The following is a 26,359-nucleotide window of genomic DNA, read 5'->3' on the forward strand; positions in this document are numbered from 1 at the left end:
TTCTACAGAGTGCAATCTGATGCCGGAAATCGAGGTCAATCTTCGACCCGCAGCGATGCCGGGTCCGACCAGGACCAGCACGAGCACGAACCCCGCCCACCGTTGCAAGCTGGCTGGTTCGCACGTGTGGGCTGACTCGATGAAGCGGCTGCGTACACGCGGGGCCCTAGAGTGCGATGTGCTGGCGGAGTCCACGAAAGGGACGCTCCGATGACCATCGTGGTCACTACACCGACCGGACACGTGGGATCGCGCGTGATGCGCCTGCTGCTCCAAGCCGGCGTCCGCCCCCGCGTTCTGGTTCGTGACCCCGCCCGTCTGGACGAGGCGACCCGGGCGCGGGTCGATGTACGCCCGGGCGACCTGACGGACGCCGAGTTCGTACGCGACTCGGTGGCGGGCACACGGACTGTCTTCTGGGTGGATCCCACGCCCCACACGACGGCAGATCCGATCGAGACCTCGCTGCGGACTGCGGCGCCGTTGACAGAGGCCGCCCGGGCCGGTGATGTGGGACGGGTGGTGCTGTTGAGCAGTATCGGGGCGGAGAAGCGGCACGGGGTCGGGCACATCGACGCCCTGGCCGGGATCGAGGAACAACTCGACGCCACCGGAGCGGACGTGCTGCACCTGCGGTGCGCGTACTTCTTCACCAACCTGCTGTTCGACCTCGAAGGACTTGCCCAAGGAGTCCTGACCACGGCGTTCGACCCCGACCACCCGATGCCCTGGGCGGATCCGCGCGACATCGCAGACGTGGTCGCGGCCCGGCTGCTGAGCGACACCTGGCAGGGCCGGGTGGTGCAGGCCGTACACGGGCCGGAGGACCTCACTTTCCATCAGGTCGCGCAGATCCTCACCGAGGCGCTCGGGCACCCCATTCGGCTCAACCCCGTCAGCGACGACGCGACGCGGGACGCGCTGCGCGCGGCCGGGCTGGCGCCATCGGCGGTGGAGGGCATGGTCGGAATGACCGCCGGATCGCGCGATCTGGTGCCCGAACAGCCCCGCGACCTGCTCACCACCACGCCCACCCCGCTCAGTGGGTGGGCTCATGCCCATCTGCGTCCGCTGCTGGAGGGATGACAAGGGCCAGCGAGGTCGCTGGTCATTCAAGACTCTGGAGCTCTGGAGCCCTGGAGGGTCTTGGGGTGGTGTCAGCCGTCGGCGTCTTTGCGGGCACGGAAGGCCGCGGCTTTGGTGCGGTTCTGGCAGGCGGTGGAGCAGAACTGGCGAGCGGCGTTACGAGACGTGTCGACGTACACGCGGTCGCAGCGCTCGGCCCGGCACACGCCCAGCCGGCCCGCGAGACCGCCACCCACCGCCAGGGCGAGTGCGGTGGAACAGCTGGCGCTACAGCCCGCCGCGAACGAGTCGTTGGCGCCGTGGAAGTGCATCTGCCAGGGCTCCGCCCCGCTCCGGTCCAGCCGAGGCCGGGCGCCGGTGTCGCGCAGCAGGGCATTGACGACTTCGGCGGCGGCATCGGTCCTGCCGTCCTGCATGGCCTGGAAGGCCTCACGCATACGCCGTGCCGTCCCGGCCAGGTATGCGGCCTGTTCGGTGTCGATGGCGCGCGGAAGCGAGGATGCGGTGCGCGGTATCGCGGCGTCGATCGCGTCCGCAAGCTCTGCACCGCGTGGCGCGGCGTACGGGCGACCACGCGCCTGTCCGTCGGTCAACGTGTTCACGAGCGATACGGCCTGGTCCAGCAGCATCGCGACGTGACTGTCGAACATCACTTGACCAGTCACTCCTTCGATGGTTAGCGTGCGTGACTGACATTACCCGATTCAACAGTTACGCGAGGGGTGGCGGTCATGCCGCGGACCGTATGGCTGCTGGTGGCGGCACGGGCGATCAACCGGCTGGGCGCCTTCTCCCTGCCCTTCCTGACGGTCCTGATCAGCACCGACTTCGGTGCGAGCACCACGACGGCGGGCCTGCTCTCGGCAGCCTTCGGCCTCGCGACGATCCCCTCCCGGCTCGCGGGCGGCCACCTGGCGGCCCGCCTCGGACGCCGCCGTACGATCGTCATCGGCCTCACCGGCTGCGCCCTCGCACAACTGGGCGTCGCCGCCGCCGGTTCCCTGACCTCGGTGGCCTGCTTCGCGATCCTGCTCGGCCTGGCCTTCGAGCTCTACGAGCCGCCGAGCCAGGCGCTCATCGCCGACACCGTTCCTCCCGCCGAGCGGGTACGCGCGTACGGCCTGCTCAATGCCGCGCTCGCCGCCGGCGGCACGGGCGCCGGACTCATCGCGGCCGCTCTGGGCCGCTACGACCTGCGCTGGCTCTTCGTCGTCGACGCACTCACCTGCCTGGCATGCGCGCTGGCGCTGCGCATGGCGCTGCCCGCAGACCACCCTCACCCACTGGCGGCGGACCATCTGCCCGCCCCGGCCACGGACCATCCCCGCCCTCCCGCCACCCATGACCGCGAACTCGGCGCACCGGTCCGCCCCTGGCGCGACCGCGCACTGTGGGCGATGTTCACGTCCGGCACCGCGTTCGCGCTCATCTCCATGCAGATCGTCATGGCGCTGCCACTCACCCTGGACCGGCGCGGCCACGAGGCCGCCGACGCCGGGCTGCTGTTCACCGCCTCGGCCGCGACCGTCATAGCGGCCCAGCCCGCTCTGCGCCTGCGCCGCCTCGCAGCGCTTGCCGCCCCCGCGGCCCTCGCCCTCGGCTACACCCTGCTGGCAATCGGCCTGGCCGGTTACGCGATCGCGCACACCCTGCCCGCGTTCCTGATCGCGACCGCCGTTTGGAGCCTGGGCGACGTCATCATCCTGGGCCGGGCCATCAGCGTCGTGGCCGGTCTGGCCCCGCCCGGCGCCACCGACCGCTACCTCGCCGCGTACGGCATCAGCTGGGGCATCGCCACCACCGCCGCCCCCGTCACCGCCACGCAAATACTCGAACACACCGGCGTCACGACACTCTGGGCGGCCACCTCATGCCTCGCCCTGGCCCTCGCCGCCGTACAACTCCTCATCGTCAAACCACTCATCAAACAAACTGGCCCGCCCCGGCCGGCCGGAGACACCACCACACCTGGCACACCCACCCCGGCCACGTGCTCGGCCAGGGCGAACACAGCTTCTGCGGCAAGTGGGACGAGGTATCGGAGACCTCGTCCCAGAACTTGAAAGCGAACTGAAAGCCGATGTGAGGCATGACGTCCAGGAGTGCGTCAGGGGCCGTTCCCCGCGTGGGTCGGGGGGAGTCCAGACTCGGCGTCACCCCTCGCGCCGGCGCTGACGTCGACGCTCGGCAAGATCCCGGACGGCGTCCGGCCACTCACCGTGGCCGAACGCGAAGCCCGCATCGAGGAGGCGGCCGGGGACGACGCGGCGGCTCTTCAGCAGGAGTTCGGTGTCCGAGCGCAGTACGAACGCGCCGAGTTCGGCCATACCCTTCGTGGCGGGCAGACCCACCGGGACCCGCCAGGCGGCGCGCAGGGCGCGCATGAAGGCGCGGTGGGGAAGCGGGGCGGGGGCGGCGAGGTTGACCGGGCCGGAGATGTCGTCCCGGTCAACCAGGAACTGGACCGCGCGGACGAAGTCGTACTCGTGGATCCACGACACGTACTGGGCGCCGCCCGCGACGGGCCCGCCGAGGCCGAGCCGCACCATCCACGACATCACGTCGAAGACGCCGCCTCGGTCGGGGCTCATCACCATGGCGGAACGCAGCGCGACCTTGCGCGTGTGCGGGGTGTCGGCCTGCTCCTGCGCACGCTCCCAGGCCTTGGCGATCTCGACGCTGTAGCCCCAGTAGGCCGGGACGCCTGCTTCGGCGCCGCCGATCACACCGGTGGCCTCGTCGTGGGCCGCGTCGTAGCGGTGGGCGTAGATGGTGGCGGTACTCATCTGCAGCCAGAGGCGGGGCGGCCGGGCGGCGTCGGCGATCGCGCGGCCCACGGCCTCCGTCGAGCGCACGCGCGAGTCCATCATGGCCTGCAGGTTGGCCGGGGTGTACCGGCAACTGACACTGCGGCCTGCCAGGTTGATCACCACGTCACTGCCGTCGACCTCCTCGGCCCAAGGCCCCCTGCTCTCCCCGTCCCAATAGACCTCGCGCTCGCGTACGGGCCGCCGGGTGAGGATCACGACCTCATGGCCCGCGGCGGTCAGAGCACGGTCCAGCACAGCGCCGACCTGCCCGGTTCCGCCGGGAATGACTACCTTCATCGACTTCCCCTCCCTCTGTTGCCTTGAGCCTAGAGGAGGACTTGAACGCGTTCAAACGCGGGATCGGTAACGGGCGGGACCGGCGGGGAATCGGGTGGGTGGGCGAGCGCGGCCTGATCCCGCCGGCGGGGCACACACCCCGACGCCACCCCCCGGCCCGGCCGGACGCCGGCCACGCCGACAGTCAGTCGCATCCGAGAGGGCGCCCGCAAGCCCCGGACAGCGGCTGCACACCGTAACCCGAAGAAACACCCCGGCCCCCAAACCGGCCAGCCCCCCATGCGCACCCCGCCGCCGGGCTCAAGACCGAGCCTCGCCACACGCAACAAGCACTCCCCAACCGCCCCTACCCACAGAGCGGATGAGGCACCGTCACCCCTTTCCCAGCAGCCCCTCCCCTGTTACGATCCGATCCGGACCGAATCGAAATCACGACCGGCCCCCACTGACCGAAAGGCTCCGACCTCATGCTGCGCGTCAAGGACTTCGACCACCTCGTCCTCAACGTCCAGAACGTCGAGCGCGCCCTCGACTTCTACACCGGCCCCCTCGGCCTTGAGCCGGTCCGCGTCGAGGAATGGCGGGCCGGCAAGGTGCCCTTCCCCTCCGTCCGGGTCAGCCCCACGATGATCATCGACCTGTTCGACCGCCCGCGCGGCGAGTCGAACGTCGACCACATCTGCCTCGTCGTGGACCCGCTGGACTGGCAGCAGGTCATCGACTCGGGCACCTTCACCGTGCTGGAGGGCCCCGTGTCGCGGTTCGGGGCGCGGGGCAGTGCCACCTCCGTGTACGTCCAGGACCCGGAAGGCAACACCGTCGAGCTGCGGTGGTACCCGCAGGACGCCGAGTGAGTGCGGCCGGGCGCCCGCGCGACCCGGCGATCGACGCCGCCGTCCTCGCCGCCACCCTGGACATCCTGCGTACGGACGGCTACACGGGCTTCGCCCTGGAGGCGGTCGCCGCACGGGCTGGCACCACCAAAGCGGCCATGCGCCGCCGCTGGCCGCTGCGCCAGAACCTCCTCATCGACGCGCTCGCCTCGGTACTCGCCATCCCGCCCGTGCCGGACAACAACTGCACCCGCTGCGACCTCATGCAGAGCGTGCGGTTGCTCGACGAGGCTCTGCACGAGCGGCTGCCCCGCGGTGTCCTGGCACCACTGGTCGCCGACTGCGCCCGCGTACCGGAGTTGCACCGGCGGCTGATGGAGGTGCTCGTCCAACCCAGCAGGCAGGCCGCCACCACCGCCGTCGAACAGGCCGTCAGCCGCGGCGACCTGCGCCCCGACGTCGACCCGCACGTCCTCGTCGACCTCCTCGCCGCCTCCGTCTACCAGCGCGCGCTCCTGGGCGACACCACCACGGCCCGGCCGTCCGCAGCCGACACCGTCGACCTGCTCCTGCGCGGCGCGGCAGTCGACTTCGACCGCCTCGTCCGCATCAGCCAGACACCCGCCCATCTCCGCCGGCACCCGGACCGCCAGACCTGACCACCCCAAGCGCCCCGGCCGAGGCTTGAGCTCGTACCTCGATGGACAGTCTTCAGTCCGCCGTACATCCCCAGTACCGAGCCTCCGTCGGGTCGCCGTCGCGGTACAACACCGTGCACCTGCCCGCTCCACGGCCGGGGAAGGACAGCGGCCCGGTGTCCAGGGCGGCGTCCCATCGCGCGCGTGTCGGTCTGCCCTCGGGGGCCCAACTGCGCAGCTGCTGCTCGGTCAGTGGCCGCACCATGGCGACATCGTCGCGCGACTTGGCGTCGATGACCGCGCAGAAGTCGAGCACCGTGCAGGTGCCGCCGGTCAGGATGTACTCCTGCCAGGCCTCGTCCTGCCACAGCCCGGCGTTTCTCTGTCCGGAGAAACCATGGTCCTTCTCCGCCAGTTCCTGTTCCTGGGCCTGGCGCAACGCCGCCGCCGAATCCTTCCGGTACGGCCCCGTTCCCGCCCACTCGTTGCCACCCACCGCGGAGTCCTCCCTTTCGCAACCACCCGACAGCCGCCGCATGCCAACTCGCATGTTCTGTTCTCGCCGTGCCGGTTGGTGGGACGCCATCGCCTCGGGAAAGGGCCGGGCGTATGGCGTCCCACCCCGCTCACCAGGTCTTGCCGGCCTGCTCCCGGGTCGTGCGGTTGATCCGGTTGAAGAAGTTGGTCATCGCGATCACCAGGATGATCGCGGACAACTGCTCCTCCCTGAAGTGGTCGGCCACGGCGTCCCAGATCTCGTCGGTCACACCCGCCGCGCCGTCCTGGATCCGGGTGGCCGCCTCGGCCAGTTCGAGCGCCGCGCGCTCTTCATCGGTGAAGAACGGCGTCTCGCGCCACGCGACCACGTTGTGCAGCCGCTCCTCCGTCTCTCCGGCCTTCTTCGCCGCGTCGACACCTGCAAAAACGCACGGGCTGCAGCCGTTGATCTGGCTGACGCGCAGGTGGACCAGCTCCAGCAGGCGGGGGCCGGCGCCCCCGGCGTGAACCGCCTTGTGGAGGTGCTGGATCGCGGTGATCAGATCCGGGTTTCCGGCACTCTTCATACGTGCTTCCATCGGTCCCGCCCCTTCATCGGTTACGTGTGCCCTCCCGGGCTCGTCATCACCCACGACGGAGCGGATCCGAGGAAGGTAACAACATGTCCGACACCAGCCCGACGGACCCGGTGGCCGAGGCCTTCGAGTCCCAGCGAGACCGGCTGCGCGCGGTCGCCCACCGCATGCTCGGATCACACGCCGACGCCGAGGACGTAGTACAGGAGGCGTGGCTCCGGCTCTCCCGCCAGGACGCGGCCACCATCCACAACCTCACCGGCTGGCTGACCACGGTGGTCAGCCGGATCAGCCTCGACGTCCTGCGAGCGCGCCAGACCCGCCCCGAGGCTCCGTACGACGACCGGCTGTCCGAGTTCGTAGTGACGCTCGACGACGGGCTTGCTCCTGAGGACGACGCGGTGCTCGCCGACTCGGTCGGGCTCGCCCTCCTCGTCGTCCTCGAGTCGCTCCGGCCGAGCGAGCGGCTGGCGTTCGTACTGCACGACCTGTTCGCGGTGCCGTTCGCCGAGATCGGCCAGATCCTCGGCAAGTCCACCGACGCCGCCAAGATGCTCGCCAGCCGCGCCCGCAGGAAGGTGCAGGCGGCCGAGCGGCCGACAGCCGTCGGACGGGAGCAGCGAGAGGTGGTCCAGGCCTTCCTGGCGGCGGCTCGTCACGGCGACTTCGAGGGACTGCTGCGAGTGCTCGCCCCGGACGTGAGACTGACCGTCGACACCCCCGCCGGTGTGGTCGTCACCCTCGGCGCCACCGAGGTCGCCGCCGGCGCGAAACTGTCTGCCGCCGCAACGGTGCGGGGGCGACCGGTGCTCGTCAACGGCCTCCCCGGGGTCCTCTCCTGGCGCGAGGACGGCACCCCGCTCGCGGTCCTCGCGTTCACCGTCGCCAGCGGCCGGATCACGGAGATCACGGCCGTGGTCGACCCGGCCGAGCTCGCACTGATGGACCTGCCGGATCGGGTGTGAGTCCCCGTCCGGGCCGTCCCCGCAGCGGCGTCGCTTTTCACCGCGGGGGGGGCGGCCGTCAGGACTGAGGCCCAACCCTGCCCTCACGCGGGCAGCGACGGGCCGCGCGCCCACGGCATCATGGCCGCCATGATGCCCCCCTGCCGAAAGGCCGATGCCGCGTAGGCGGCCCGGCGCACTCCGCGCCGTACAGCAACACCAGCACCAACACACACGCTGCGCCCAGTGGGCGTACGACGAGCCGCCCATCGACCGGTTGTCGCAGGCCACAAGCGCCGCGATCCGTACAGCGGAACTGGCCGCCCGCAGCGAGCACGTGCGGCCCGGCAACGCCGCACGCTTCCTCGAAAGCCACCGAGCGTTTCTGCGCCGCCCGGCACGAAGCTGACACTGACCGCCTCCGAGTGCCCGGCCTGTCCGGCTGCCAGTACGACGACGTGGCCGTCGTCAGAGACGCGCTGCAGGACCTCGTGTGCCACCTGCCGCCCCGGGCGCGTACGGAACTGCAGCGCCTGCTCCGGCGCTTGGACGCGGAGTTCCGCCACCGCACCCTCCCCGACCCTGATCCGCCCCAGTGGACGGACTGGACGGGGCGACGCTGTCCGTGGTGGCGTCTGCGGCTCTGTGACGACAGTTGGGGGCCCTCCGAAGCGGGGCTTCATACCCGTTCGGCCGGGGTTCGGCGAATGGCGTAAGTTCCTGAGACACGCGCTGGTTCGGGGCCGCGCGCATGCGACGCGTCCTTGCAGGAGTGCTCCACCCACTCCTGGAGTTCGTGATGCGCCGTCCCTTCGTCCTGGCCACTGCCGCCGTTCTGGTGTGTTCCGCATGTACCCGTGCCGAGACGGTCCGCCCCCCCGCTCAACGATCCCCAGCACACCCTGCGGCAGGTCGCACAGATGCGGCAGGTACGCGCCCGGGGCAAGGACACGGTGAACGGGCTGCTCACCAAGCGCTATCAGGGCACCCTCGACCACGCCACCCTCACCTTGCGCATGGCCAAAGAGGCGCGGCAGCAGGTGGCGCACCCGGCCCCCGGAACGGCAGCGTCCGACTCAAGACGGTTGGTGGGCATGCTCCCGACGCATGGCATCCCCTGCGCTGCACCATGCCGTGGCTGCGCGACGCCACGGCCAGGCTGAAGGCGTACGCGGACGAACAGCACTCCGGCGCTGGAGGCTGCGCAACAGGCGCGACCAGACGTGAGCGCGTCCGCCACGTCAGGTCCCTACGCCCCGACGATCCCCGCATCATGGGCCAGCAGGCCCGCCTGGGTGCGGTTGGTGCAGTTGAGTTTGTCCAGCGTTCGCGACACGTAGCCCTTGATCGTGGCCTCGGAGAGGAACAGGCGGGACGCGATCTGCGCGTTCGACAGGCCTTCGCCGAGGCCGGTCAGGACCTGGAGCTCGCGTTCGGTGAGCGTGGCGACCAGGTCGCGGGCGCGGTCGCGGGTCGAGAGGCTGTCCGTGGAGGCGGCGATGAGTCGGCGGGCGGCGGACGGGGAGAGGACGGTGTGGCCCTGGGCGGCCGTCCGTACGAGGCCGATCAGCTCCTCCGGCGGGGTGGACTTGACCAGGAAGCCCGAAGCCCCGGCCCGCAGGGCGCGCAGCACGTACTGGTCGGCGTCGAAGGTCGTCAGCACCACGATGTGCGGTGGCTGCGGGAACGCGTTGATGTGCTCGATCGCCGTCAGCCCGTCCATGCCGGGCATGCGCAGATCCATCAGGACGACGTCCGGGCGGCTGCGCCGGACGGCCTCGACGCCGGACGCGCCGTCGTGGGCCTGGTCGACGACCTCCAGGTCATCGGCCGAGTCGAGAATGGTGCGCAGGAACACACACACCATCGGCTCGTCGTCCACCACCACGATGCGCACCCCCACGGTCATACCACCCGTTCCGGGGTCGGGACGTACGCGGGCAGCGTTGCCTCGACGCTGAAGCCGCCGTCGGGGGCAGGTCCCGCGCGCAGGGTGCCCTGGACGAGGTCGATGCGTCGGCGCAGATGCTCGATGCCCAGGCCGGAGCCCGTGGCCGCGAGGGCGCTGCGGGGGCTGCCGGTCGGGGCCGTGTTGTGGACCGTGAGGCGCACCCGCGTCTCCTCGTACTGCGCCCGCACGGTCACCCTGGCGCCGGGCGCGTGTTTGCGTACGTTGGTCAGCGCCTCGCGCAGTACGCGGTAGGCGGTGCGGCCCACCACCGGCGAGGCGAGGGCCGGGTCGCCGTCCTCGATCAGTTCTGTCGGTGTGCCCACCGCGACGGACTCGGCGACCAGGTCGGCGAACGCCGCCACCGAGGGCGTGTGGTCGCCCTCGGGCGCGGTGCGCAGAATGCCGACCAGGTCCCGCAGCTCTTCCAGCGCCTGGCAGCCCGCGGCACGCAGTTCCTCCGCCGCCTGCCGGGTCGCCTCGTCCCCGGCTGTCACCCGCAGGGCTCCGGCCTGCAGCACCATCAGGCTCACCCGGTGCGTGACGACGTCGTGCATCTCCCCGGCGAGCCGGGCGCGCTCCTCGGCGCGGGCCTGTTCGGCGAGCAGGTGGCGTTCCCGCTCGGCCCGCTCGGCGCGTTCGACCAGGGCCAGGAACATCCGTCGGCGCGCGTCGAAGCACAGGGCCAGCAGTGGCCCGACCGCGGTGCGCAGCAGCCCGATCGTCATGACGGTGGCCGACGGCTCCCAGGGCCGCATGATGACGAGGGTGGAGGCGGCGAGCACGAGGAACGCCGTGCGGCGGTCGTTGCGGCAGAAGAACGGGCCGTAGGCGGCCACCACGGTCGCGTAGGGGGCCCATACGTTCGTGTCGGTGGCGGGCGTCAGCGCACCGGCGGGCGAGCTCAGCAGCGTCACCGCGAGCGTGAACGCGCCGAGCACCCCGACGACGGCGAGCGGCGCGACGCGGCGGAAGACCAGCGAGGCACAGGCGAGCGCCTGCGCGCCCAGCATCACCCACGCGAGGGCGCCGGGGTGGTCCGGCCACCAGCTGAGGCCGATCAGCGTGGCGCCGGTGTCGAGTACGACGAAGGCGACCGCGATCGCCACGTCCACGGCCACCCGGTGCCGACGGTCGCACGGTCCGTCTGTCATGACGCTTACGGTAGGGCATGCGCGCCGCCGCCCCGCCGCCCCCGGATCCCGCCCTGCTTCCGGCCCGTACGGACCCTACGAAAGTCGTATGCCGGACGCGACGACCAGCCGTTGGTCGCTTCGGGAGCAGACCGCTCGCCCTGCCGGATCACGGGCGCGCTGCCGTGGAATGAGGCCATGGATGCGACAGACGAACCCACCGCCGAAGCCACCACGACGGCTCCCCGGCTCGGCCGCTACACGATCAGCACCGACCGCTCGTCGATCACCTTCAAAACCCGGCACCTCTTCGGCCTCCTGCCCGTGCGCGGCACGTTCGCGATCCGCAGCGGCACGGTCGACGTGGCCGGGCCGCTGTCCGATTCGCGGATGCGCGTGGAGGTCGAGGCGGCGAGCTTCAGCACGGACAACGACCGCCGGGACACCGACGTACGGTCGGCGAAGTTCCTGGACACCGACCGGCACCCGCTGATCACGTTCGTCGCCCGGCGGGTGGACACCACGTCCGTCTCCGGCACGCTCACCGTGTGCGGGATCTCCCGGCCGGCGAGCCTGGCGATCGTGCACACGGAGATACGCAAGGCCTCGTTCACCGTCCGTGCCACCACCCGGGTGGACCGCACCGACTTCGCGGTGACCGCGGCCCGCGGGCTGGCGGGGCGGTATCTCGGCCTGACGCTGGACGTCACGTGCGTACTCGCCTGACGCCGTCGGACGTGTGTCTGCCCGCGGGCGGCCGCCTTGTCTAGCCCGGTCGTGGTCGAAGACCTGCACAAGCGGTACGGCGCGGTGTCGGCGGTGAGCGGGGTGAGCTTCACCGTCGAGCAGGGGGAGATCTTCGCGCTGCTCGGCCGCAACGGCGCCGGGAAGACCACCGCCATGGAGATCATGGAGGGCTTCCGTGCCCGGGACGGCGGTCGCGTCGACGTGCTGGGCCTGGACCCGGGCGACCGGTCCACCGCGCGCGCCCTGCGCGAGCGGATCGGCCTGGTCCTTCAGGACATCGCGGTCGAGCCCTACCTCACGGTCCGAGAGACCCTTGCCCGTGACGCGGGCTACTACCCGGCGCCGCGCGATATCGACGAGGTGATCGCGCTGGTCGGCCTCGCCGGGCAGGAGAGGAAGAAGGTCCGCACGCTCTCCGGCGGGCAGAAGCGGCGTCTGGACCTGGCGCTGGGGATGATCGGGAACCCGAGCCTGCTCTTCCTCGACGAGCCGACGACCGGGTTCGACCCGAACGCGCGCCGGGGCGCATGGCAACTCGTACGGAACCTGCGCGACGCGGGCACCACCGTCCTCATGACCACGCACCACATGGAGGAGGCACAGGAACTGGCCGACCGCGTCGCCGTGATCTCCGCGGGGCGGATCGTCGCCGAGGGCACCCCCTCGACGCTCGGCGGACGCGACACCGCGCCGGCCCGGGTCCGCTTCGCGCTGCCGCCCGGCAGCACGGCCGCCGATCTGCCCGTCGCCGCCGTGCCGGACCGGGACGGACTGGTCGTCGTCGAGGCGGTGGAACCGACCGCCACCCTGCACCGGCTCACCGACTGGGCGCTGCGGCGCGGCACCGTACTCGACCGGCTGACGGTCGACCGGCCGAGTCTGGAGGACGTCTATCTGCGCCTGACCGACCCGGACCGCAACGTGCCCGAACGCCCACTGGAAAGGACCGCGTCGTGAGCACCGCCGCCCCCCGTGCAGCCGAGCCGCAGGCCCGGCGCCGCGGTCCCGCTCTGCTGTGCCATCAGATCCGCTACGAGCAGCTGACGTTCTGGCGCAACCCGCAGAGCGCGTTCTTCACGTTCGTCTTCCCGGTCGTCGTCATCGCGATCTTCGGCGGACTGTTCGGCGGCATCGGGAACAGCGAGTTCTACTACGGCCGCTCGGCGCTGCAGTACTACGTGTCGACGATCGCCGCGGTGTCCGTCCTGGGCTCCTGCTACAGCCAGTTGGCGATCGTACTCGCCGGGCGGCGCCAGAACGGGATCCTGAAACGGGTACGGGCGACACCGCTGCCCGCGTCCGCGTACTTCGTGGGTCTGCTGGCGCACTGCGTTGTCGTGAGCGTCGTCGACGTCGTGCTGATCACGGCGGTCGGCCGACTTTACGGCGTCTCACTGCCCGCCCCCTCGCAACTGCCCGTACTGGCCCTGACACTCGTGCTCGGCGCCACCGCTTTCTGCGCCCTCGGGGTCGCCGTGGCGTCGCTGATCCGCAACGCGGAGGCCGCGCCGTCGGTCGTGCAGTTCGTCCTGTTCCCGCTGGTGTTCATCTCGGGCACCTATATGCCGATCCACTCCGCCCTGCTGAACGGCGTCGCCGGCGCGCTGCCGGTGAAGCCGTTCAACGACGCTCTGCTCGGCGCGTTCACCACGGACCACGCCGGTCTCCCCTGGCGGGACTTCGCGGTCCTGCTCCTGTGGGGCGTGGCCGGTGCGGCCGTGGCGGTCCGGCTGTTCCGATGGGACCCGCGCCCGGAGTGAAGCGTCTTGCCCCGGGCCGCATCGGCGGTCCAGCCCCGGCTTCGCGGCCGTCAACGGCTTGAATCCCCTGTGCGAGCGTGCGCAGATCGGCACCGGCTGGTAGTCCGGCCTGGCCACAGCCACGCGTCGCACGACCGAGGGCCGTCACCGCGCACATACCGCGGTGGCGGCCCTGCCCGTTGCGGGGCGAGTCGTGCTTCAGAGCGGAACCCGGCCACCGGGTGGATGGGTTGGCCCATCCTCGTCACCCTCGCCAGGCGGCAGGAGTTCGGCGATGATCTCGGTGCCGAGTGCGTACGCCGGTACGCCCGCGGTGATGAGCGCGGTCTCGGCGACGCCGATGAGGTCGGCGATGCCGGCTCCGGCGTGGAGTGCGCCCTGGGCGTGGATCCGGGCCGGGTGTGCCCGGCCGAGGGCCAGCAACTGCCCGAAGTGGACGAGCTGCTGCACCCGCGCTCCCAGCGGATTGTCGGTCAGCACGATGTGGCGCAGTGCCGCGATCGCCTCCTCGGTCGGGAGCCGGCCGAATTCCTGGGCGAGGCGCAGCCGCTCCTGTACCCCGCTCGGAACGGTTCCGAGGGTGGAGCGGTAGCGGTCCCGTACGGCCTCCGTACGGGAGGCGGGGGTGTCGTCGGTCATGCCGTGGCCTTCGCGACCGCGGCGCGTACCGCCTCCTGGGCGCCCGGGGGGAAGTCCACGGCGCCACCGATCGCCGCCGCGGCGATCTCGGCCTCGGCGCTCTCCTCGATCGCCACCACGAGGTGGGCGGTGGCCGCCGAATCCGGGCCGAACACCAGGAGGCCGTGGTTGGCGAGCAGGACCGCGGACGTCGTCGGGCGCCGCTCCAGGACGTCGGCGATTCCGCGCACCGACACGTCCGACCCGCGAGGCCCCCAGGGGACCACCGGAACGTCCTCGGCCTGCCCGAAGCGCAGCATCGGCTCGGTGCGGCACGGCAGCGGCCGGTGGGCCACGGCGAAGGCGGTGGCGGAGGGCGAGTGGGTGTGGATGATCGCGCTCACGTGGGGGCGTGCCTTGTACACGGCGCTGTGCATCGCGATGATCTCGGCGCTGACGGACTGCAACTCGCCCTCCAGGACCTGCCCGTCGAAACCGACGGTCGCCAGCTGTTCGGGCCGCAGTCCGCGGACGAACCCCGGCGTCAGCAGGAGGCGTTCACCGTCGAGCCTGGCGCTCAGGTTGGCGTGCCCGGAGTGGGACATCACCCCGGCCGCGAAGAGCTTCTCCGCGGCCTCCACCAGCTGGTCGGCCCGCTCTTTCACCAGGTACGTATCGCTCATACCGCATCTCCAAAGTGTGCTGCCGGCAGCCGCTCGTTCGCCGCTGTCCACGTGCCGACCACTCTTCAACTTGAACTAAGGTTTAAGTCAAATGCCGGGACCGATGAGAAGCACGAGGAGCGGAACGTGCGGATGACGATCGGCCGACTCGCCGAGATCACCGGAGTGCCCGCCTCGGCCATCCGGTACTGGGAGCGCCACGGCCTGCTGCCCGCACCCGAACGCGAGAGCGGGCAGCGGCGCTATCCGCCGGAGGCCGCCGAGCGGATCACGGTGCTGCGCAAGTGCCAGCAAGCCGGGCTGACCCTGGCCGAGATCAGCGAGTTCCAGCGGGACCAGCCGCACAGAGAGGCGATGATCCGCGCCAAGATCACCGAGATCGAGCAGCGCATGGTCGACCTCGACCACGCCCACCAGCTCCTGACCCATGCCGTCAAGTGCAGCGAGGAGGACATCGTCAAGTGCCCGAAGTTCCGGGAACAGATGGCGGAGTGGCACGCGCCGAAGGCGACGCCGTGAACTCCCGTCCCTGTCCCTGTTCCTGTCCCCCATGACCGGCGTCGGCGCCCGGCCCCTGCCTCATCCTGCTCGTTCGACGGCCCGCAGCGGGCAGCCGTGCCGACGCTCGTGGCGAGTTCGGAACGCAGGGAGGCGACCGGGCCGTACGAGCGAGCGCCTGGTACGACCTCGTCGTCACCCCGGGGTCCGGAGGCGATGTACACACCGCCGCCGATGGCCAGGAGGCCCGCGACCACAGCAGCAACGATCACCACGGGCTTGCGGCGGAAGGGGCCTCGACCCCCGTTGCCCGGCGGAGTCTGGGCGTACGGTGCCGGGCTCGGCGGCCCGTAGCCATCGGGGTACGGCGGCTGCGGCGGGTGCCCGGCGCCGCCGGGGGCTTGGCCGTCGCCACCGGGGTGCACCGGCCCTGGCTGACCGTAACCCCCGGGCTGCGCATACGGGTTGCCCGGAACCGGCTCCAGCGGCGGCTGTTGACTGGGCGGCTGGCTCACAGCGACATTCCCCCGAATTCGCCAACGAAATCGCTACCTTGACCACTCGGGGCTCTCTCTATCACTCCGCACAACAGGCCCCATATGCTGCTACACCCCGGTTACCGAAGGCGGACCCGCGCGGTCACCATCCGCGTCGCCCTTGCTGGATCGGCCGTGCCGACCACGTTCCACCGCGGCCGCGGCCGTCGCCGACGGCGTGTGCGGGAAGGTCAAGGCCCGTCCCTACTATCCGAGTTCGGCGATGTCCTCCGCGCTCAGCCTCAACGCCCCGGCCGCGACGTTCTCTTCCAGGTGGTCCAGCGAGCCCGTGCCGGGGATGAGCAGGGTGTTCGGGGAACGGGCCAGGAGCCAGGCGAGGGCCACCTGTGGCACGGTCGCGCCGTGGCGGGCGGCGACGGCGTCCAGGCGCTCGGCCGTCAGAGGCCGGAAGCCGCCGACCGGGAAGAAGGGCACGTAGGCGATGCCCGCTTCGGCGCAGGCGTCGATGAGCGGGTCGTCGTCGCGCTGGGCCAGGTTGTAGAGGTTCTGGACGCAGGCGATCGGTGCGATCTTGCGGGCCTCGTCGAACTCGGCGGCTGTGACGTTGGAGATGCCCAGGTGCCGGATGAGGCCCTCCTCGCGCAGTGCGAGCAGGGTTTCGAGGGGCGCGGCCAGGGGTGTCTCGGTCCGGTCGAGGTCGCCCATCCGCAGATTCACCACGTCCAGGCGGTCCAGGCCGAGCGAGCGCAGGTTCGCCTCGACGCCGCGGCGCAGGTTGTCGGGGGTCAGGCCGGTCTTCTCCGCCGCGGGCAGGGCGACGTCGGAGCCCTCGACCAGCGCGCCCACCTTGGTCACGATCACCAGATCGTCGGGGTAGGGGTGCAGCGCCTCCCGGATCAGCTCGTTGGCCGCCACCCCGTCACGCGAGTAGTAGTGCGAGGTGTCGATGTGGTTCACGCCGAGTTCCACGGCCCTGCGCAGGATGGCCAGGGCCGTGTCCCGGGTGGGCCGCTCCCCCTTCGGCCAGCCGGTCAGCTTCATCGCGCCGTACCCGATCCTCGCGACGCTCGAATCGCCGCCCAGCGCCCATCGTTCTGTTGTCATGATCACCACCCTAGTTGCCCCGGACGGCCAGCGATCTGACGCTGGTCGCACGCCGGGGGCGTGCGAATTCCGGCGCGCCCCCAGCTCCGGGTCACGAATCGGCCAGTAGGTGGCCGAAAGGACTCGGCTGTTGAAAGCTTACGTATGTCTCAAGGGGAGCGGCCGACCGCTGCGGCCACGGCCGGCGGTGAGGTTGCCGGACGGGCGGGCGCAGTACGGCGCGGGCTGGGGCGGGGGATTCCATGACGTGGGCAGCATGCGCTCAGCACCGTGTGGCGTGTGAACAACGCAGAGCGCCGCAGCACCGGCTCCGGCTCGGGGTCCGGCAGTGCGGTGACGCTGAACTGCAAGGCGGCCAATCCGAGGGCCGACACCACCGCACCCTGCAGATCAGCCCGCTGCTGCGGATGCGTCATCCCGGCCTGCCGAGGGCAATCCGCTCGAACCCCTGCGAGGAGCGTCCGGCTTCATGACACTCGAAGACGCAGGAGCAACCGGGGCGGGCGGTGGAGGGGCGGGCCGGGTGGCGGAGAACGGGGCGGCGGAGAACGGGCCGGGCGAGCCGGAAGCGCTCGGCGCCGTGCAGGGGCACCTCAAGACGATCGCCGACACGGGAGACCCGTCGTCGATCCTCGACCAGGACGTGGCGGCCGACGTGGCACGTCTGGAGGAGCAGTTCCCCGGGAACCGGACGATGGGCGGCGTCCTCGCCCTGGGGTGGGTGGAATGGCACCGTGCGCGGGCCTCCGCCGGTGAGGTCGCGCAGTTCCATGAGACGTTCGCCGTCCTGTGCCTCCTTCCCGCCTTCCTCGCCGGAGAGGCATACGTGCCCAGTGCGGCGCTGCCCCAGGAGTTGCTCCCGACGCTGGCAGGGGCCGCGATGGAGCCCGCTATGCGGATGCTTCGGGACGCCGGTGACAACGCGGGCCTGGATTCGGCCACCAGGGCCGCCTGGGCCTGGATGCGTATCGTCGGGCACATCCCGGTGGGCCCTGCGGCCGCGGGTGCGCTCGCCAATCTGAGTGTTGCCCTACGGCTGTTGGGCGAGCGGGGCGGTGGCACCGAGAACCTCGACCGGGCCGTCGACACCGCCCGCCACGCCGTCGCGACGATGGCCGAGGACGCACCGCAGCGGCCGGCGGCGATGGGCATCATGGCGACCGCCCTGTGGTCCCGGTACGAGAACACGGCCGCCCCGGAGGACTTGGACGCGGCAGTGGAGGCCGCACGCGCCTGTGCACGCGCGGGCCAGTCCGATGACCCCTTGCATCCGAACGGCGTGCAACTCGCCGCGCAACTCCTGCACTTGCGCTACGAGCGGTCGCGGTCGCTCAGCGATCTGGAGGAGTCGATCGACTGGATGCGCCGGCTGGTCACGGCGACCGGCCCCGGCGACCCTCTGCTCGCCCGGCTGCTGGCCATGCTGGGCGAGTGGCTCGCCATCCGCGCGGCGCGGACCCAGGACACTCAGGTCATGGAAGAGGCCGCCGAGACCGCGCGACGCGCCGCCGCCGCGGCGCCGGATGACGACGTGGAGGCCCAGCTCGCCGTCTCGGGGGTCTGGCACACGGTCTTCGAGCACACCGGGGATCCGACGGCTCTCAAGGCGGCGAGGGGCCTCGCGGTACGGCACGCCCGCGCCCTGTCCCCCGAGTCCGCCGGGCGGGCCCGCCATCTGGCCAACGCCTCCCTCACCGTGCTCTCCGCCCATGCGCACACCGGCGTTCGCGACGACCTCGACCTCTCCGTCGAACTGGGCGAGGCGGCGCTCGCCGCGGCGCCCGCCGGACACGCCAACCGGGACGTGGCGCTGCGCGCCCTCAGCGGCGCGCTCGCCCATCGCTTCCAGAGCGACGGACACCTCGAAGACCTCGACCGCGCGCTCGCTCTCAGCCGTGAGCTCCGTGACGCGCCGGGCGCCGGGCATGCTCCCTCGCTCGACCTGTCCAACCTGAGCCTCATGTACCGCGCCCGCTTCCTGCGCTCGGGAGAGCCCGCCGACATCTCCCGGGCGATCGAGGCCGCCGAGTCGGCCGCCGTACACGCCGCCGACCCGCGTCACCGTGCCCGGGCCCGGCAGCAGCTCGCGCTCTGCCTCGTCAGGCGTTCATCCGCCCAGGGCCGCCCGGACGATCTGGACGAGGCCATCGAGCTGGGCCGCGCGGCCCTCGCGGATACTCCGCGCGACCATCCCGACTGGGTGACGATCATCGCCAACAACGCGCTGGCGTTCCTCACCCGGTACGAGCACAGCGGCGCACTGGAGGACATCGACGCGTGCCTCGCCTCGGTACGCGACGCGAGCAGCCGGCTGGAGCCCGGCCATCCCGCCCACCCCCAACTGCTCAACAACGAGGGGTACGCGCTGCTGACCCGGTACCACCGCACCCGGTCGGCCACCGAGCTCGACGCGGCGATCGACAGCACCCGGAGCGCCGCGGACCTGATGGCACCCGTCGACCCCCGACTGCCCGGATGCCTGTCCAACCTGTGCCTGGCTCTGCGCGACCGCTTCGACCTCACAGCCGAACCGGCCGACCTGGACGAGGCGATCGCCGTCGGCCGTCGAGCCGTCGCAACGACCGCCTCAGGGAATCCGGCGCGCGCCACGCACCTCAACAACTTCGGCTACAGCCTGCTGGCCCTGGCCTTCCAGGACCCCACGGATACCGCCGTACGCGACGAAGCCGCCCGCGCCTTCCGCGAAGTCCTGGACATCCTCCCGGCAGGCGCCCCCTCACGGACCTATCCGCTCGTCAACCTCGGGCAGTTGCTCGTCCTGTCGGCCGCCACGGACCCGGACGCGGAACCCGCCGAGTCCGCGGCCGTCAGCGCGTTCACCGAGGCCTGGGAGCTGACCGGCACCGCGCCCCTGCGCCGCCTCACCGCCGTACGCGCCGCCGCACGCCTGTTGTCCGACCGGGAGCCGGTGCGGGCGGCGGCGCTGCTGGAGGCGGCCGTGGACGTTCTGCCCGCGCTCACCCCGCGCATGCTGGCCCGCACCGATCAGCAGAGCCTGCTCGGAACCTGCTTCGAACTCGCCGCCGATGCCGCCGCCCTGGTCCTGACCGCGCGCGACGAACCGAGGACCGACCCCCCGGCCGCCGACTCGGCCGCGTCCAGGGCTCTGCGGCTGACGGAGGCGGGCCGGGGCGTCATGGTCGGCCAGGCACTCGACACCCGGGGCGAGGTCACCGACCTGCGCCGCCGACTGCCTGAACTCGCCACGCGCTTCCTGGCGATACGCGAACGGCTCAACGCGGCTTACGCGGACGGCGCCCCCGGCGTTTGGGCGTCCACCGAGCCCTGGTACCCGGCCACGGAAGCCCGGCGCGACCTCGCCGCGCAGTTCTCCGCCGTCCTGGACGAGATCAGGTCCCGGCCCGGCTTCGACCGGTTCCTGCTGCCGATGGAGCTGCCGGACCTGCTGGCCCAGGCCGCGTACGGACCGGTGGTGGTCTTCGCCGTCAGCGGCCACGGCAGCCACGCCCTGCTGATCCGCCCCGACGCCGTCACCGCGCTGCCCCTGCCCGGCCTGGACCGGGACACCGTGAGGCAGAGGGCTCAGGACTTCACCGCGGCGCTGAGGTGGGCGCCGAGTCCCACTCCCGCACGCAGCGAACCGGCCCTGCACACCCTCAACTCCACCCTGGAGTGGCTGTGGGACGTCGCGGCGGAGCCCGTCCTGACCGCCCTCGGTCTCACCTCTCCCCCACCGCCGGGGCACCAGGCTCCTCGTGTGTGGTGGAGCCCCGGCGGGCTGCTCGGCCTGCTCCCCCTGCACGCCGCCGGATACCACCGGGCTCCCACGGACAGCCCAGGGGCGACCGTCATGGACCGCGCGGTCTCCTCCTACACCCCGACCCTGCGCGCACTGCGCCATGCCCGCCGCCCCCTGCCCTCGCGCTCCTCGCACCGCGCGCTCGTCGTGACGATGCCGCTCACCCCCGGCGCCCCTCCGCTGCCGCACACGGCCGAGGAGGAGGGGTACGTACGCACCCATACGCCGGAGCCGCTGGTGCTCACCGCGCGGCGGAAACACACGGACACCTCGGCGCAGGAGACCGCCCCGAGCATGCGCGAGGACGTGATGTCGGCGATGGGCGACTGCTCCCTGGTCCACTTCGCCTGTCATGCCGTCAGCGACCCCGTCGACCCGTCCCGCAGCCGTCTCCTGCTGCAGGACGCCCCGCTCACGGTGAGCGGCCTGGCCGCCCTGGACCTCGACCACGCCGGGCTGGCCTTCCTCTCCGCGTGCAGCACCGCCTCCACGGGCGTGCCGCACCTGGCCGACGAGTTCGTCAACCTCGCCACCGCGTTCCAACTCGCGGGCTTCCGCGGCGTGGTGGCCACGCTCTGGCCCGTATACGACAGCCACGCCGCCGAACTCGCCCGGCTGTTCTACGCGGCCCTGGGCAGCCCTTCCGACCTCACTCCCGACCGGGCCGCCCGGGCACTGCACGAAGCGGTCCGCCACCTGCGCGACCGTATGCCCGATCGCCCCGACACGTGGGCGGCCCATCTGCACTCCGGTGCTTAGGGCCTGTCCGGCGGATCTTGTCTGGGACGCGGGGCCCTGGCACGCCCTCCCCCAAGGCCTCAAGGGCCAGGGGGGACCCCCATCGCGTCGACGCCCTCCTCCGCCTTGCAGCATTGGGGTCTCCCCTGCTCGAACGAAGTGGAGAGCTTGGGGAAGCACCAGGACCCCGCTCACCAGGACCGAAAGGCGCAGGCACCTCACGGGCGACCAGATCCGCCGGACAGGCCCCAGCGCAGGCGGGGGCAGCGGGAGAGCCCTCGCACATTGGCCACCACCCGGACCGGCGCCGCGAAATCGGCCGAAGCGTGCCGTTGTTTTCCGTCGGCCCGCCGCCGAAGCTGCGAGTGCCGCACAATTCACTACCTGGGAGGCTTCATGACCAATCGCATGGACCAACCGCGCGCCCTCGACCTGGTCGGCAACCCGATCCACATCGGCGGGGTCGCCACCGGATTCGAGTCCACCCTGGAGTACCGCATCAGTGACGGCCACCACCAGGTGACCGGCACGTTCAGCGCGGGAGGCGGCACCGGTGAACACGGGCAGTTCCATCTCGCCGTCGACGTCGGCCGCGCGTCCTTCCAGCTCGACCGACTGCTCGTCCAGGTCTTCGAAGCGAGCGCCAGGGACGGCAGCGAGATCAACGCCGTCACCGTTCCGGTCATCTACGGGCCGCGCATCGTGCCCGGTTACTACGGCTACCGCGAGCACAAGGTGGTGAGGGGCGACACGCTGTCGGCCATCGCCAAGACGTACTACGGCGACGCCTCCCTCTACTCGCGCATCGTGCGGGCCAACCCGGCCCAGATCACCGACCCCGACAAGATCGTGCCGGGGCAGGTCCTCCGCATACCGATCGGGTCGTGATCCGGACCTGATCCGGCGGTCACCACCCCGGTCCGATGCGGACACCGGCCATCGGTACGCCGCCGCTCACTTGCTGAGCCGCACCGTGTCCCCCGCCGCACCGCCCGCGAGGACGTCGATGCGGGCGCCGGTGTCGGGGTCGGTGAAGCTCTGTCCTGCGGTCCGGGCGGCCAGGTCCAGGGCGGTGCAGCCGGTGGGCACGGTGGTGGGGTGTGTCGGGGCGATCCGGACCGGGCCCTCGCCGGTCGCGGCGGCCGAGTCGACCTTGTAGACGAGGACGCCGGTGGAGCAGGCGGCCGGGTCGTTGCCCTCGGCACGACGCGACTCCGCCACGTACGCGGTCGTCTCGCCGGTGCGCAGGACGGCGATCTTCGTGCCGCCGGGGCGTTCCACCGGGGTGAGGCGCACGGTGCGCTGTCCCGGTGCGGCCAGGCAGGCGACCTGGTCGTCGCGGATCCAGCCGAGTTTCCAGGAGTGCCAGCCGAGGTACTGAGGGGCGGCCCCGGCGATGTTGCCCATGACGTCCCAGCCGCCGACGTACTGATGGGTGTCCCCGGTGAAGGAGTACAGGTCCGGGAGACCGAAGGTGTGGGCGGTCTCGTGGTCGGCGACCTTGGGGCCCCAGCGCCACATGTCCTGGCCGAAGGTGACGGCCCACTTCAGCCGGGTGCCGTCCGCCGTGATGCCCGCGGTGGCCGGGTCGTAGAGGTAGGTCGGGGAGAAGGGGACGGCCGTCGCCGCCTTGGTGGGGACGATGTACACCATGTCGTACCGCGAGAAGTCGGCGTAGGGGTCGGCCGCGGTGACCGCGTCGCGTACGTACTTCTCGTGGGCCTCGAAGGTGATGCCGCGCGCGAAGTCGTACGACGTGGAGGCGGCGGGCATCCGTATCCAGCGGCGCAGCGGGGTGAGGGCGAGGCGGGAGCGGCCGTAGCTCGCTGCTCGCATCCACTGCGCGGCGGGGGCGAGTTGGGCGGCGTAGGGGGCGGTGGAGCCGGTTTCCGGTGCGTCGGGGAAGTCGACGAACAGGGTGAGGACGCGGTGGGTGCCGGTGGACGGCTGGAACTGGGTGCGGTCGGTGTCGTGGCCCTCGTCGGTCCAGCCCGTCCGGCCGGGCAGCGCGCAGGCGGCGGGAGCGGCCTGGTGCGGCCGGGGTGCGGCGGTCGCCGCGCCGCTCCCGGCCAGGCACACGGTGAGGGCGACGGCAGCGGTGGCGAGGGGGCGCGGTCGGAGCGAGGGGGCAGGCATGGCTCTCCTCCAGGAGGCGGGCGAAAGGGGGTGGGGGGCCGGTCAGGCGTGGCCGGCGGCCAGGTCCATCAGGCGGGCGAGGACCCGGCCGCCCGAGGCGGTGATCCCGTCGTGCTCCCACTCGTTGGTGACCCAGACGCGGCAGGATCCGACCTCGCGCGCGGTGCGCAGGGAGAGCCCCGCGTCCACGTACATGTCGTCGTGGTAGACGATCGCGGCGAGCGGGACCTCGTTGGCGGCGAGGCGGTCCGTGTCGTACAGCTGCGGCCAGTCGGTGCGTCGGGCCAGCAGGTCCGCGGCCCCGGCGAAGGGACGCAGGGCCGCGACCTCCTGGAACATCCAGGGGTAGATCATCTCGCCGGTCAGGAGGAACGGGTCGGCGCCGTCGGCGAATCCGGGGAAGTCGCCGAGCGCGCGGGCGGCGGCCCAGCCGGTGGCCGAGGTGCCCTGGCCGTAGAGGGTCTCCTGCAGCACGGCGAACAGGGGGTTGCCGGTGAAGCCGGTCACGCCCATCACCTGGTGGAGGAACGTGTCACTCAACTCCCCCTTCGCGTCCAGGGCTTCGTCGAGCAGCCAGTGGACCCGCTCGTAGCCGTCACCCATACCGAGGGCGAGGCCGAGGGTGCGCAGGCGACGGGGGGTGAGCCGGTCCCCGTCGGGCAGCCGTACGTCGGTGGCCGCGAGGAGGTCCGCGATCTCGCGCAGGCGGGCGGCGTCGTCGGGGTAGCGGGCGTAGAAGCCGAGGACGCGATCGCGCACCCGGGGGTAGGTGCGGGCGTACACGTCGTCGGCGGTGGCCGTCAGGCCGGGCAGCCCACCGGCCACGTAGCAGGCGCGCAGCCCCTCGGGGGCCCGGGACAGATAGGTGAGGGTGAGGAAGCCCCCGTAGCTCTGGCCGAGGGTCTCCCAGGGTTCGTCGCCGCACAGCCGGCGCCGGATCAGCTCGGCGTCGGCGACGATCGCGTCGGCGCGGAAGTGGGCCAGGTGGTCGGCGAAGGCGGCCGGGGACGGGAAGTCGGCGGCCGTCCGGCCGGTTACGGGAGTGGAGCGGCCGGTGCCGCGCTGGTCGAGCAGGAGTACCCGGTGGGTCTTCAGTGCGTGGTCGAGCCACCCGGGCGAACCGGCCGACGGTCGGGGCGACTTGCCGCCGGGGCCGCCCTGGAGATAGAGGAGCCAGGGCAGTCGCTCGGCCGCCCGGGCGCGGTCGACGACCTCGCGGGCGAAGACCTGGAGGGTCGGGCCGTGCGGGGCCGAGTGGTCCAGCGGGACGGTGAAGACGTGGTCGACGGTTGCGTACGCCGGGTTCATGGATGCCTTTCGCGGCGCGGGCGCCGCCGGGTGCTGTGTGACTTTTCTTGGAGGAGCATGGCGCGGGCGGCCTCCCGGCGAGGAGCCCTCGTTCCCGCATAACGTCGCGTTATGGAGGGGCCGGGGGCCGTTCCCGCCGGGGCAGGCGGCGCGCCTACGAGGTCACCTCGCTCGCGAGGGCGACAGGGTGTAGGTGCGGCTGGAGGTGTAGAACTCCAGGGCGGCCCGGCCCTGTTCACGCGGCCCGTGGCTGGAGTCCTTGGTGCCGCCGAACGGAAGGTGGAAGTCGACGCCGGTGGAGGGGGCGTTGACGCGGATCATCCCGGTGTCGAGCCGGTCGAATCCGTGCAGGGCGGTGTCCAGGTCGGCGGTGTGCACCGAGGTGACCAGGCCGTACGGGACCGAGTTGGTGATCCGTACCGCGTGGGCGAGGTCGTCGGCGGGCAGCAGGGCGGCGATGGGGCCGAAGAACTCCTCGCGCAGCAGGGGATGGGCCGGGGAGACCTTTTCCACCAAGGTGGGGGCTGTGTACCAGCCGGGGTGCCGGGGCGCGGTACCGCCCGCGAGCACGTCCAGGCCGCGGGAGGCCTCGCCCACCCGGTCGCGGGCGCGCTCGCTGATGAGCGGCCCGCAGACGGTGTCCGCCGAGGCCGGGTCGCCGACCGGGAGCGCCCGGAGCGCTTCGGCGAGCGCCTCGCGCAGCGGGTCGAGGGCCGCGCCGACGGCGATGACACGGCTGGTGGCGGTGCACTTCTGGCCCGCGTATCCGGCGATCGCGGCGGCGATGTGGGCGGCGGCCTGCGCGATGTCGGCGTCCGGCAGGACGATCGCGGCGTTCAGGCCGCCCATCTCCGCCTGGACCGCGATGCCCCTCTCGGTGGCGGCACGCGCCACCGCCCGGCCGACGCCGGTCGAGCCGGTGAACGAGACGACGTCGGCGCAGCGGACGAGCGCGTCACCTTCGGTGGCCCCGCCGGGCAGTACCGTGAACACCCCGGCGGGCAGGGCGAGTTGGAGGATCTCGGCCAGACGCCGAGCGCAGGCCGTGGCTTCGGGAGCGGGCTTGAGCACCACCGCGTTGCCGACGGCGAGCGCCGGGGCGGCCTTCCAGCTCGGGATGGCGAAGGGGAAGTTCCACGGGGTGATGAGCCCGGCGACGCCGTGCGGCCTGCGGCGGGTGAGCAGCAGGCCGGATCCGGCGGCGGGTTCGTGGACCGCCCCGACGGGTTCGTAGGGCGCCTGGGCGTAGTACCGCCAGATGGCGACGGTACGGGCGACTTCGGCCCGGGCCTCGGTGAGCGGCTTGCCCACCTCGCGCACGGCGAGCGCCGCCAGTTCGTCCGCCGCGGCCTCGACCGCGTCGGCGGCGGCGCCGAGCGCGGCCGAACGCGCGGCCGCACCGCCGAGCAGCCATCCCGGCTGGGCCGCACGGGCCCGCTCCACGGCGTCGGCGGCGGCACGTGCCCCGGGGGCCGGGATCCGGACGAGGACGTCGGCGGGGTCGGCCGGGTTGCGGGAGATGAGGTGAGTGACGTCAGCGGTCACGGGAGGGGTCCTCCAAAGAAGGGGGGGTGCGGGTCGAGGAAGTACGGGGCAGTTGCGGTGAGCCGGGCCCGGCCGGTGACGGGCGCTGCGGCGCGGGGGGGGGGGGGGGGGGGGGGGGGGGGGGGGGGGGGGGGGGGGGGGGGGGGGGGGGGAGGGAGGGGAGCGCGGCGAGGGAGGATAGT

The 26,359-nt window shown here is 72.0% G+C and carries 23 protein-coding genes; 11 read left to right on the plus strand and 12 right to left on the minus strand.

Annotated features, from left to right (window positions below):
• Positions 1-210: 210 nt before the first annotated feature.
• Positions 211-1,086, plus strand: coding sequence for an NmrA family NAD(P)-binding protein (locus ACZ499_RS33525; protein WP_468680098.1), 876 nt, complete (start codon positions 211-213; stop codon positions 1,084-1,086).
• Positions 1,087-1,157: 71 nt separating this feature from the next.
• On the opposite strand, the gene ACZ499_RS33530 is transcribed toward ACZ499_RS33525, so the two are convergent.
• Entirely contained in the window at positions 1,158-1,736 is a 579-nt protein-coding gene (locus ACZ499_RS33530; protein WP_468680100.1) for a CGNR zinc finger domain-containing protein, read from the minus strand.
• Between the two features lie 81 nt (positions 1,737-1,817).
• Between ACZ499_RS33530 and ACZ499_RS33535 the strand changes: the two genes are divergently transcribed.
• Positions 1,818-3,149: an MFS transporter gene (locus ACZ499_RS33535; protein ID WP_468680102.1), complete on the plus strand. Its 1,332-nt coding sequence runs from the start codon at positions 1,818-1,820 to the stop codon at positions 3,147-3,149.
• 90 nt (positions 3,150-3,239) lie between these two features.
• Here ACZ499_RS33535 and ACZ499_RS33540 read toward each other — a convergent pair whose 3' ends face one another.
• On the minus strand, positions 3,240-4,193 hold the full coding sequence (locus tag ACZ499_RS33540) for a TIGR01777 family oxidoreductase (protein WP_468680104.1): 954 nt from the start codon (positions 4,191-4,193) through the stop codon (positions 3,240-3,242).
• 467 nt (positions 4,194-4,660) lie between these two features.
• Here ACZ499_RS33540 and ACZ499_RS33545 point away from each other — a divergent pair, with 467 nt between their 5' ends.
• Entirely contained in the window at positions 4,661-5,047 is a 387-nt protein-coding gene (locus tag ACZ499_RS33545; RefSeq protein ID WP_385820134.1) for a VOC family protein, read from the plus strand.
• Positions 5,044-5,685: a TetR-like C-terminal domain-containing protein gene (locus tag ACZ499_RS33550; RefSeq protein ID WP_468680106.1), complete on the plus strand. Its 642-nt coding sequence runs from the start codon at positions 5,044-5,046 to the stop codon at positions 5,683-5,685. Before ACZ499_RS33545 ends, ACZ499_RS33550 begins: the two co-directional genes overlap by 4 nt.
• A gap of 52 nt (positions 5,686-5,737) precedes the next feature.
• Here the strand turns inward: ACZ499_RS33550 and ACZ499_RS33555 are convergent, their stop codons facing one another.
• Complete coding sequence (locus ACZ499_RS33555; RefSeq protein ID WP_468680108.1) at positions 5,738-6,160, minus strand: hypothetical protein; 423 nt, start codon at positions 6,158-6,160, stop codon at positions 5,738-5,740.
• Between the two features lie 130 nt (positions 6,161-6,290).
• Positions 6,291-6,740 carry a carboxymuconolactone decarboxylase family protein gene (locus tag ACZ499_RS33560; protein ID WP_468680110.1) on the minus strand — a complete coding sequence of 150 codons (450 nt, stop codon included), beginning with the start codon at positions 6,738-6,740 and terminating at the stop codon, positions 6,291-6,293.
• An 83-nt stretch (positions 6,741-6,823) separates the two neighbouring features.
• Between ACZ499_RS33560 and ACZ499_RS33565 the strand changes: the two genes are divergently transcribed.
• Complete coding sequence (locus ACZ499_RS33565; RefSeq protein WP_468680112.1) at positions 6,824-7,702, plus strand: sigma-70 family RNA polymerase sigma factor; 879 nt, start codon at positions 6,824-6,826, stop codon at positions 7,700-7,702.
• 1,228 nt (positions 7,703-8,930) lie between these two features.
• Here the strand turns inward: ACZ499_RS33565 and ACZ499_RS33570 are convergent.
• Positions 8,931-9,590, minus strand: coding sequence for a response regulator (locus ACZ499_RS33570; RefSeq protein WP_468680114.1), 660 nt, complete (start codon positions 9,588-9,590; stop codon positions 8,931-8,933).
• Positions 9,587-10,783, minus strand: a complete 1,197-nt coding sequence (locus ACZ499_RS33575) for a sensor histidine kinase (RefSeq protein ID WP_468680117.1) — start codon at positions 10,781-10,783, stop codon at positions 9,587-9,589. Before ACZ499_RS33575 ends, ACZ499_RS33570 begins: the two co-directional genes overlap by 4 nt.
• Before the next feature lie 177 nt (positions 10,784-10,960).
• On the opposite strand from ACZ499_RS33575, the gene ACZ499_RS33580 reads away from it, so the two are divergent.
• The 3 genes from ACZ499_RS33580 to ACZ499_RS33590 are packed head-to-tail and all read left to right on the plus strand — an operon-like array spanning position 10,961 to position 13,269.
• The gene (locus ACZ499_RS33580; RefSeq protein ID WP_468680119.1) at positions 10,961-11,488 is read left to right on the plus strand and encodes a YceI family protein; all 528 of its coding nucleotides are present in this window, start codon (positions 10,961-10,963) and stop codon (positions 11,486-11,488) included.
• A gap of 36 nt (positions 11,489-11,524) precedes the next feature.
• Positions 11,525-12,466 (plus strand): ABC transporter ATP-binding protein, encoded by a 942-nt coding sequence (locus ACZ499_RS33585; protein ID WP_468680121.1) that lies wholly within the window; start codon positions 11,525-11,527, stop codon positions 12,464-12,466.
• On the plus strand, positions 12,463-13,269 hold the full coding sequence (locus ACZ499_RS33590; protein WP_468680123.1) for an ABC transporter permease: 807 nt from the start codon (positions 12,463-12,465) through the stop codon (positions 13,267-13,269). Before ACZ499_RS33585 ends, ACZ499_RS33590 begins: the two co-directional genes overlap by 4 nt.
• A gap of 198 nt (positions 13,270-13,467) precedes the next feature.
• On the opposite strand, the gene ACZ499_RS33595 is transcribed toward ACZ499_RS33590, so the two are convergent.
• Together ACZ499_RS33595 and ACZ499_RS33600 are read right to left on the minus strand one after the other, a co-directional pair.
• Positions 13,468-13,908, minus strand: a complete 441-nt coding sequence (locus ACZ499_RS33595) for a carboxymuconolactone decarboxylase family protein (RefSeq protein ID WP_385543165.1) — start codon at positions 13,906-13,908, stop codon at positions 13,468-13,470.
• On the minus strand, positions 13,905-14,570 hold the full coding sequence (locus tag ACZ499_RS33600; protein WP_468680127.1) for a class II aldolase/adducin family protein: 666 nt from the start codon (positions 14,568-14,570) through the stop codon (positions 13,905-13,907). Before ACZ499_RS33600 ends, ACZ499_RS33595 begins: the two co-directional genes overlap by 4 nt.
• Positions 14,571-14,702: 132 nt before the next feature.
• Between ACZ499_RS33600 and ACZ499_RS33605 the strand changes: the two genes are divergently transcribed.
• Entirely contained in the window at positions 14,703-15,089 is a 387-nt protein-coding gene (locus ACZ499_RS33605; protein WP_468680129.1) for a MerR family transcriptional regulator, read from the plus strand.
• 722 nt (positions 15,090-15,811) lie between these two features.
• Here the strand turns inward: ACZ499_RS33605 and ACZ499_RS33610 are convergent.
• Positions 15,812-16,669: an oxidoreductase gene (locus tag ACZ499_RS33610; RefSeq protein WP_468680131.1), complete on the minus strand. Its 858-nt coding sequence runs from the start codon at positions 16,667-16,669 to the stop codon at positions 15,812-15,814.
• Positions 16,670-17,138: 469 nt separating this feature from the next.
• On the opposite strand from ACZ499_RS33610, the gene ACZ499_RS33615 reads away from it, so the two are divergent.
• Positions 17,139-21,209 carry a CHAT domain-containing protein gene (locus tag ACZ499_RS33615; protein WP_468680133.1) on the plus strand — a complete coding sequence of 1,357 codons (4,071 nt, stop codon included), beginning with the start codon at positions 17,139-17,141 and terminating at the stop codon, positions 21,207-21,209.
• Between the two features lie 375 nt (positions 21,210-21,584).
• Complete coding sequence (locus ACZ499_RS33620) at positions 21,585-22,076, plus strand: LysM peptidoglycan-binding domain-containing protein (RefSeq protein WP_468680135.1); 492 nt, start codon at positions 21,585-21,587, stop codon at positions 22,074-22,076.
• A gap of 66 nt (positions 22,077-22,142) precedes the next feature.
• Here ACZ499_RS33620 and ACZ499_RS33625 read toward each other — a convergent pair whose 3' ends face one another.
• The 3 genes from ACZ499_RS33625 to ACZ499_RS33635 all read right to left on the minus strand — a co-directional run bounded on the left by ACZ499_RS33625 (position 22,143) and on the right by ACZ499_RS33635 (position 26,177).
• Positions 22,143-23,324: a M6 family metalloprotease domain-containing protein gene (locus ACZ499_RS33625; RefSeq protein WP_468680137.1), complete on the minus strand. Its 1,182-nt coding sequence runs from the start codon at positions 23,322-23,324 to the stop codon at positions 22,143-22,145.
• Between the two features lie 42 nt (positions 23,325-23,366).
• The gene (locus tag ACZ499_RS33630; RefSeq protein WP_468680138.1) at positions 23,367-24,632 is read right to left on the minus strand and encodes an alpha/beta fold hydrolase; all 1,266 of its coding nucleotides are present in this window, start codon (positions 24,630-24,632) and stop codon (positions 23,367-23,369) included.
• Between the two features lie 162 nt (positions 24,633-24,794).
• Positions 24,795-26,177 (minus strand): aldehyde dehydrogenase family protein, encoded by a 1,383-nt coding sequence (locus ACZ499_RS33635; protein WP_468680140.1) that lies wholly within the window; start codon positions 26,175-26,177, stop codon positions 24,795-24,797.
• Between the last annotated feature and the right edge of the window lie 182 nt (positions 26,178-26,359).

The organism is Streptomyces sp. NPDC031265 (assembly GCF_055570295.1).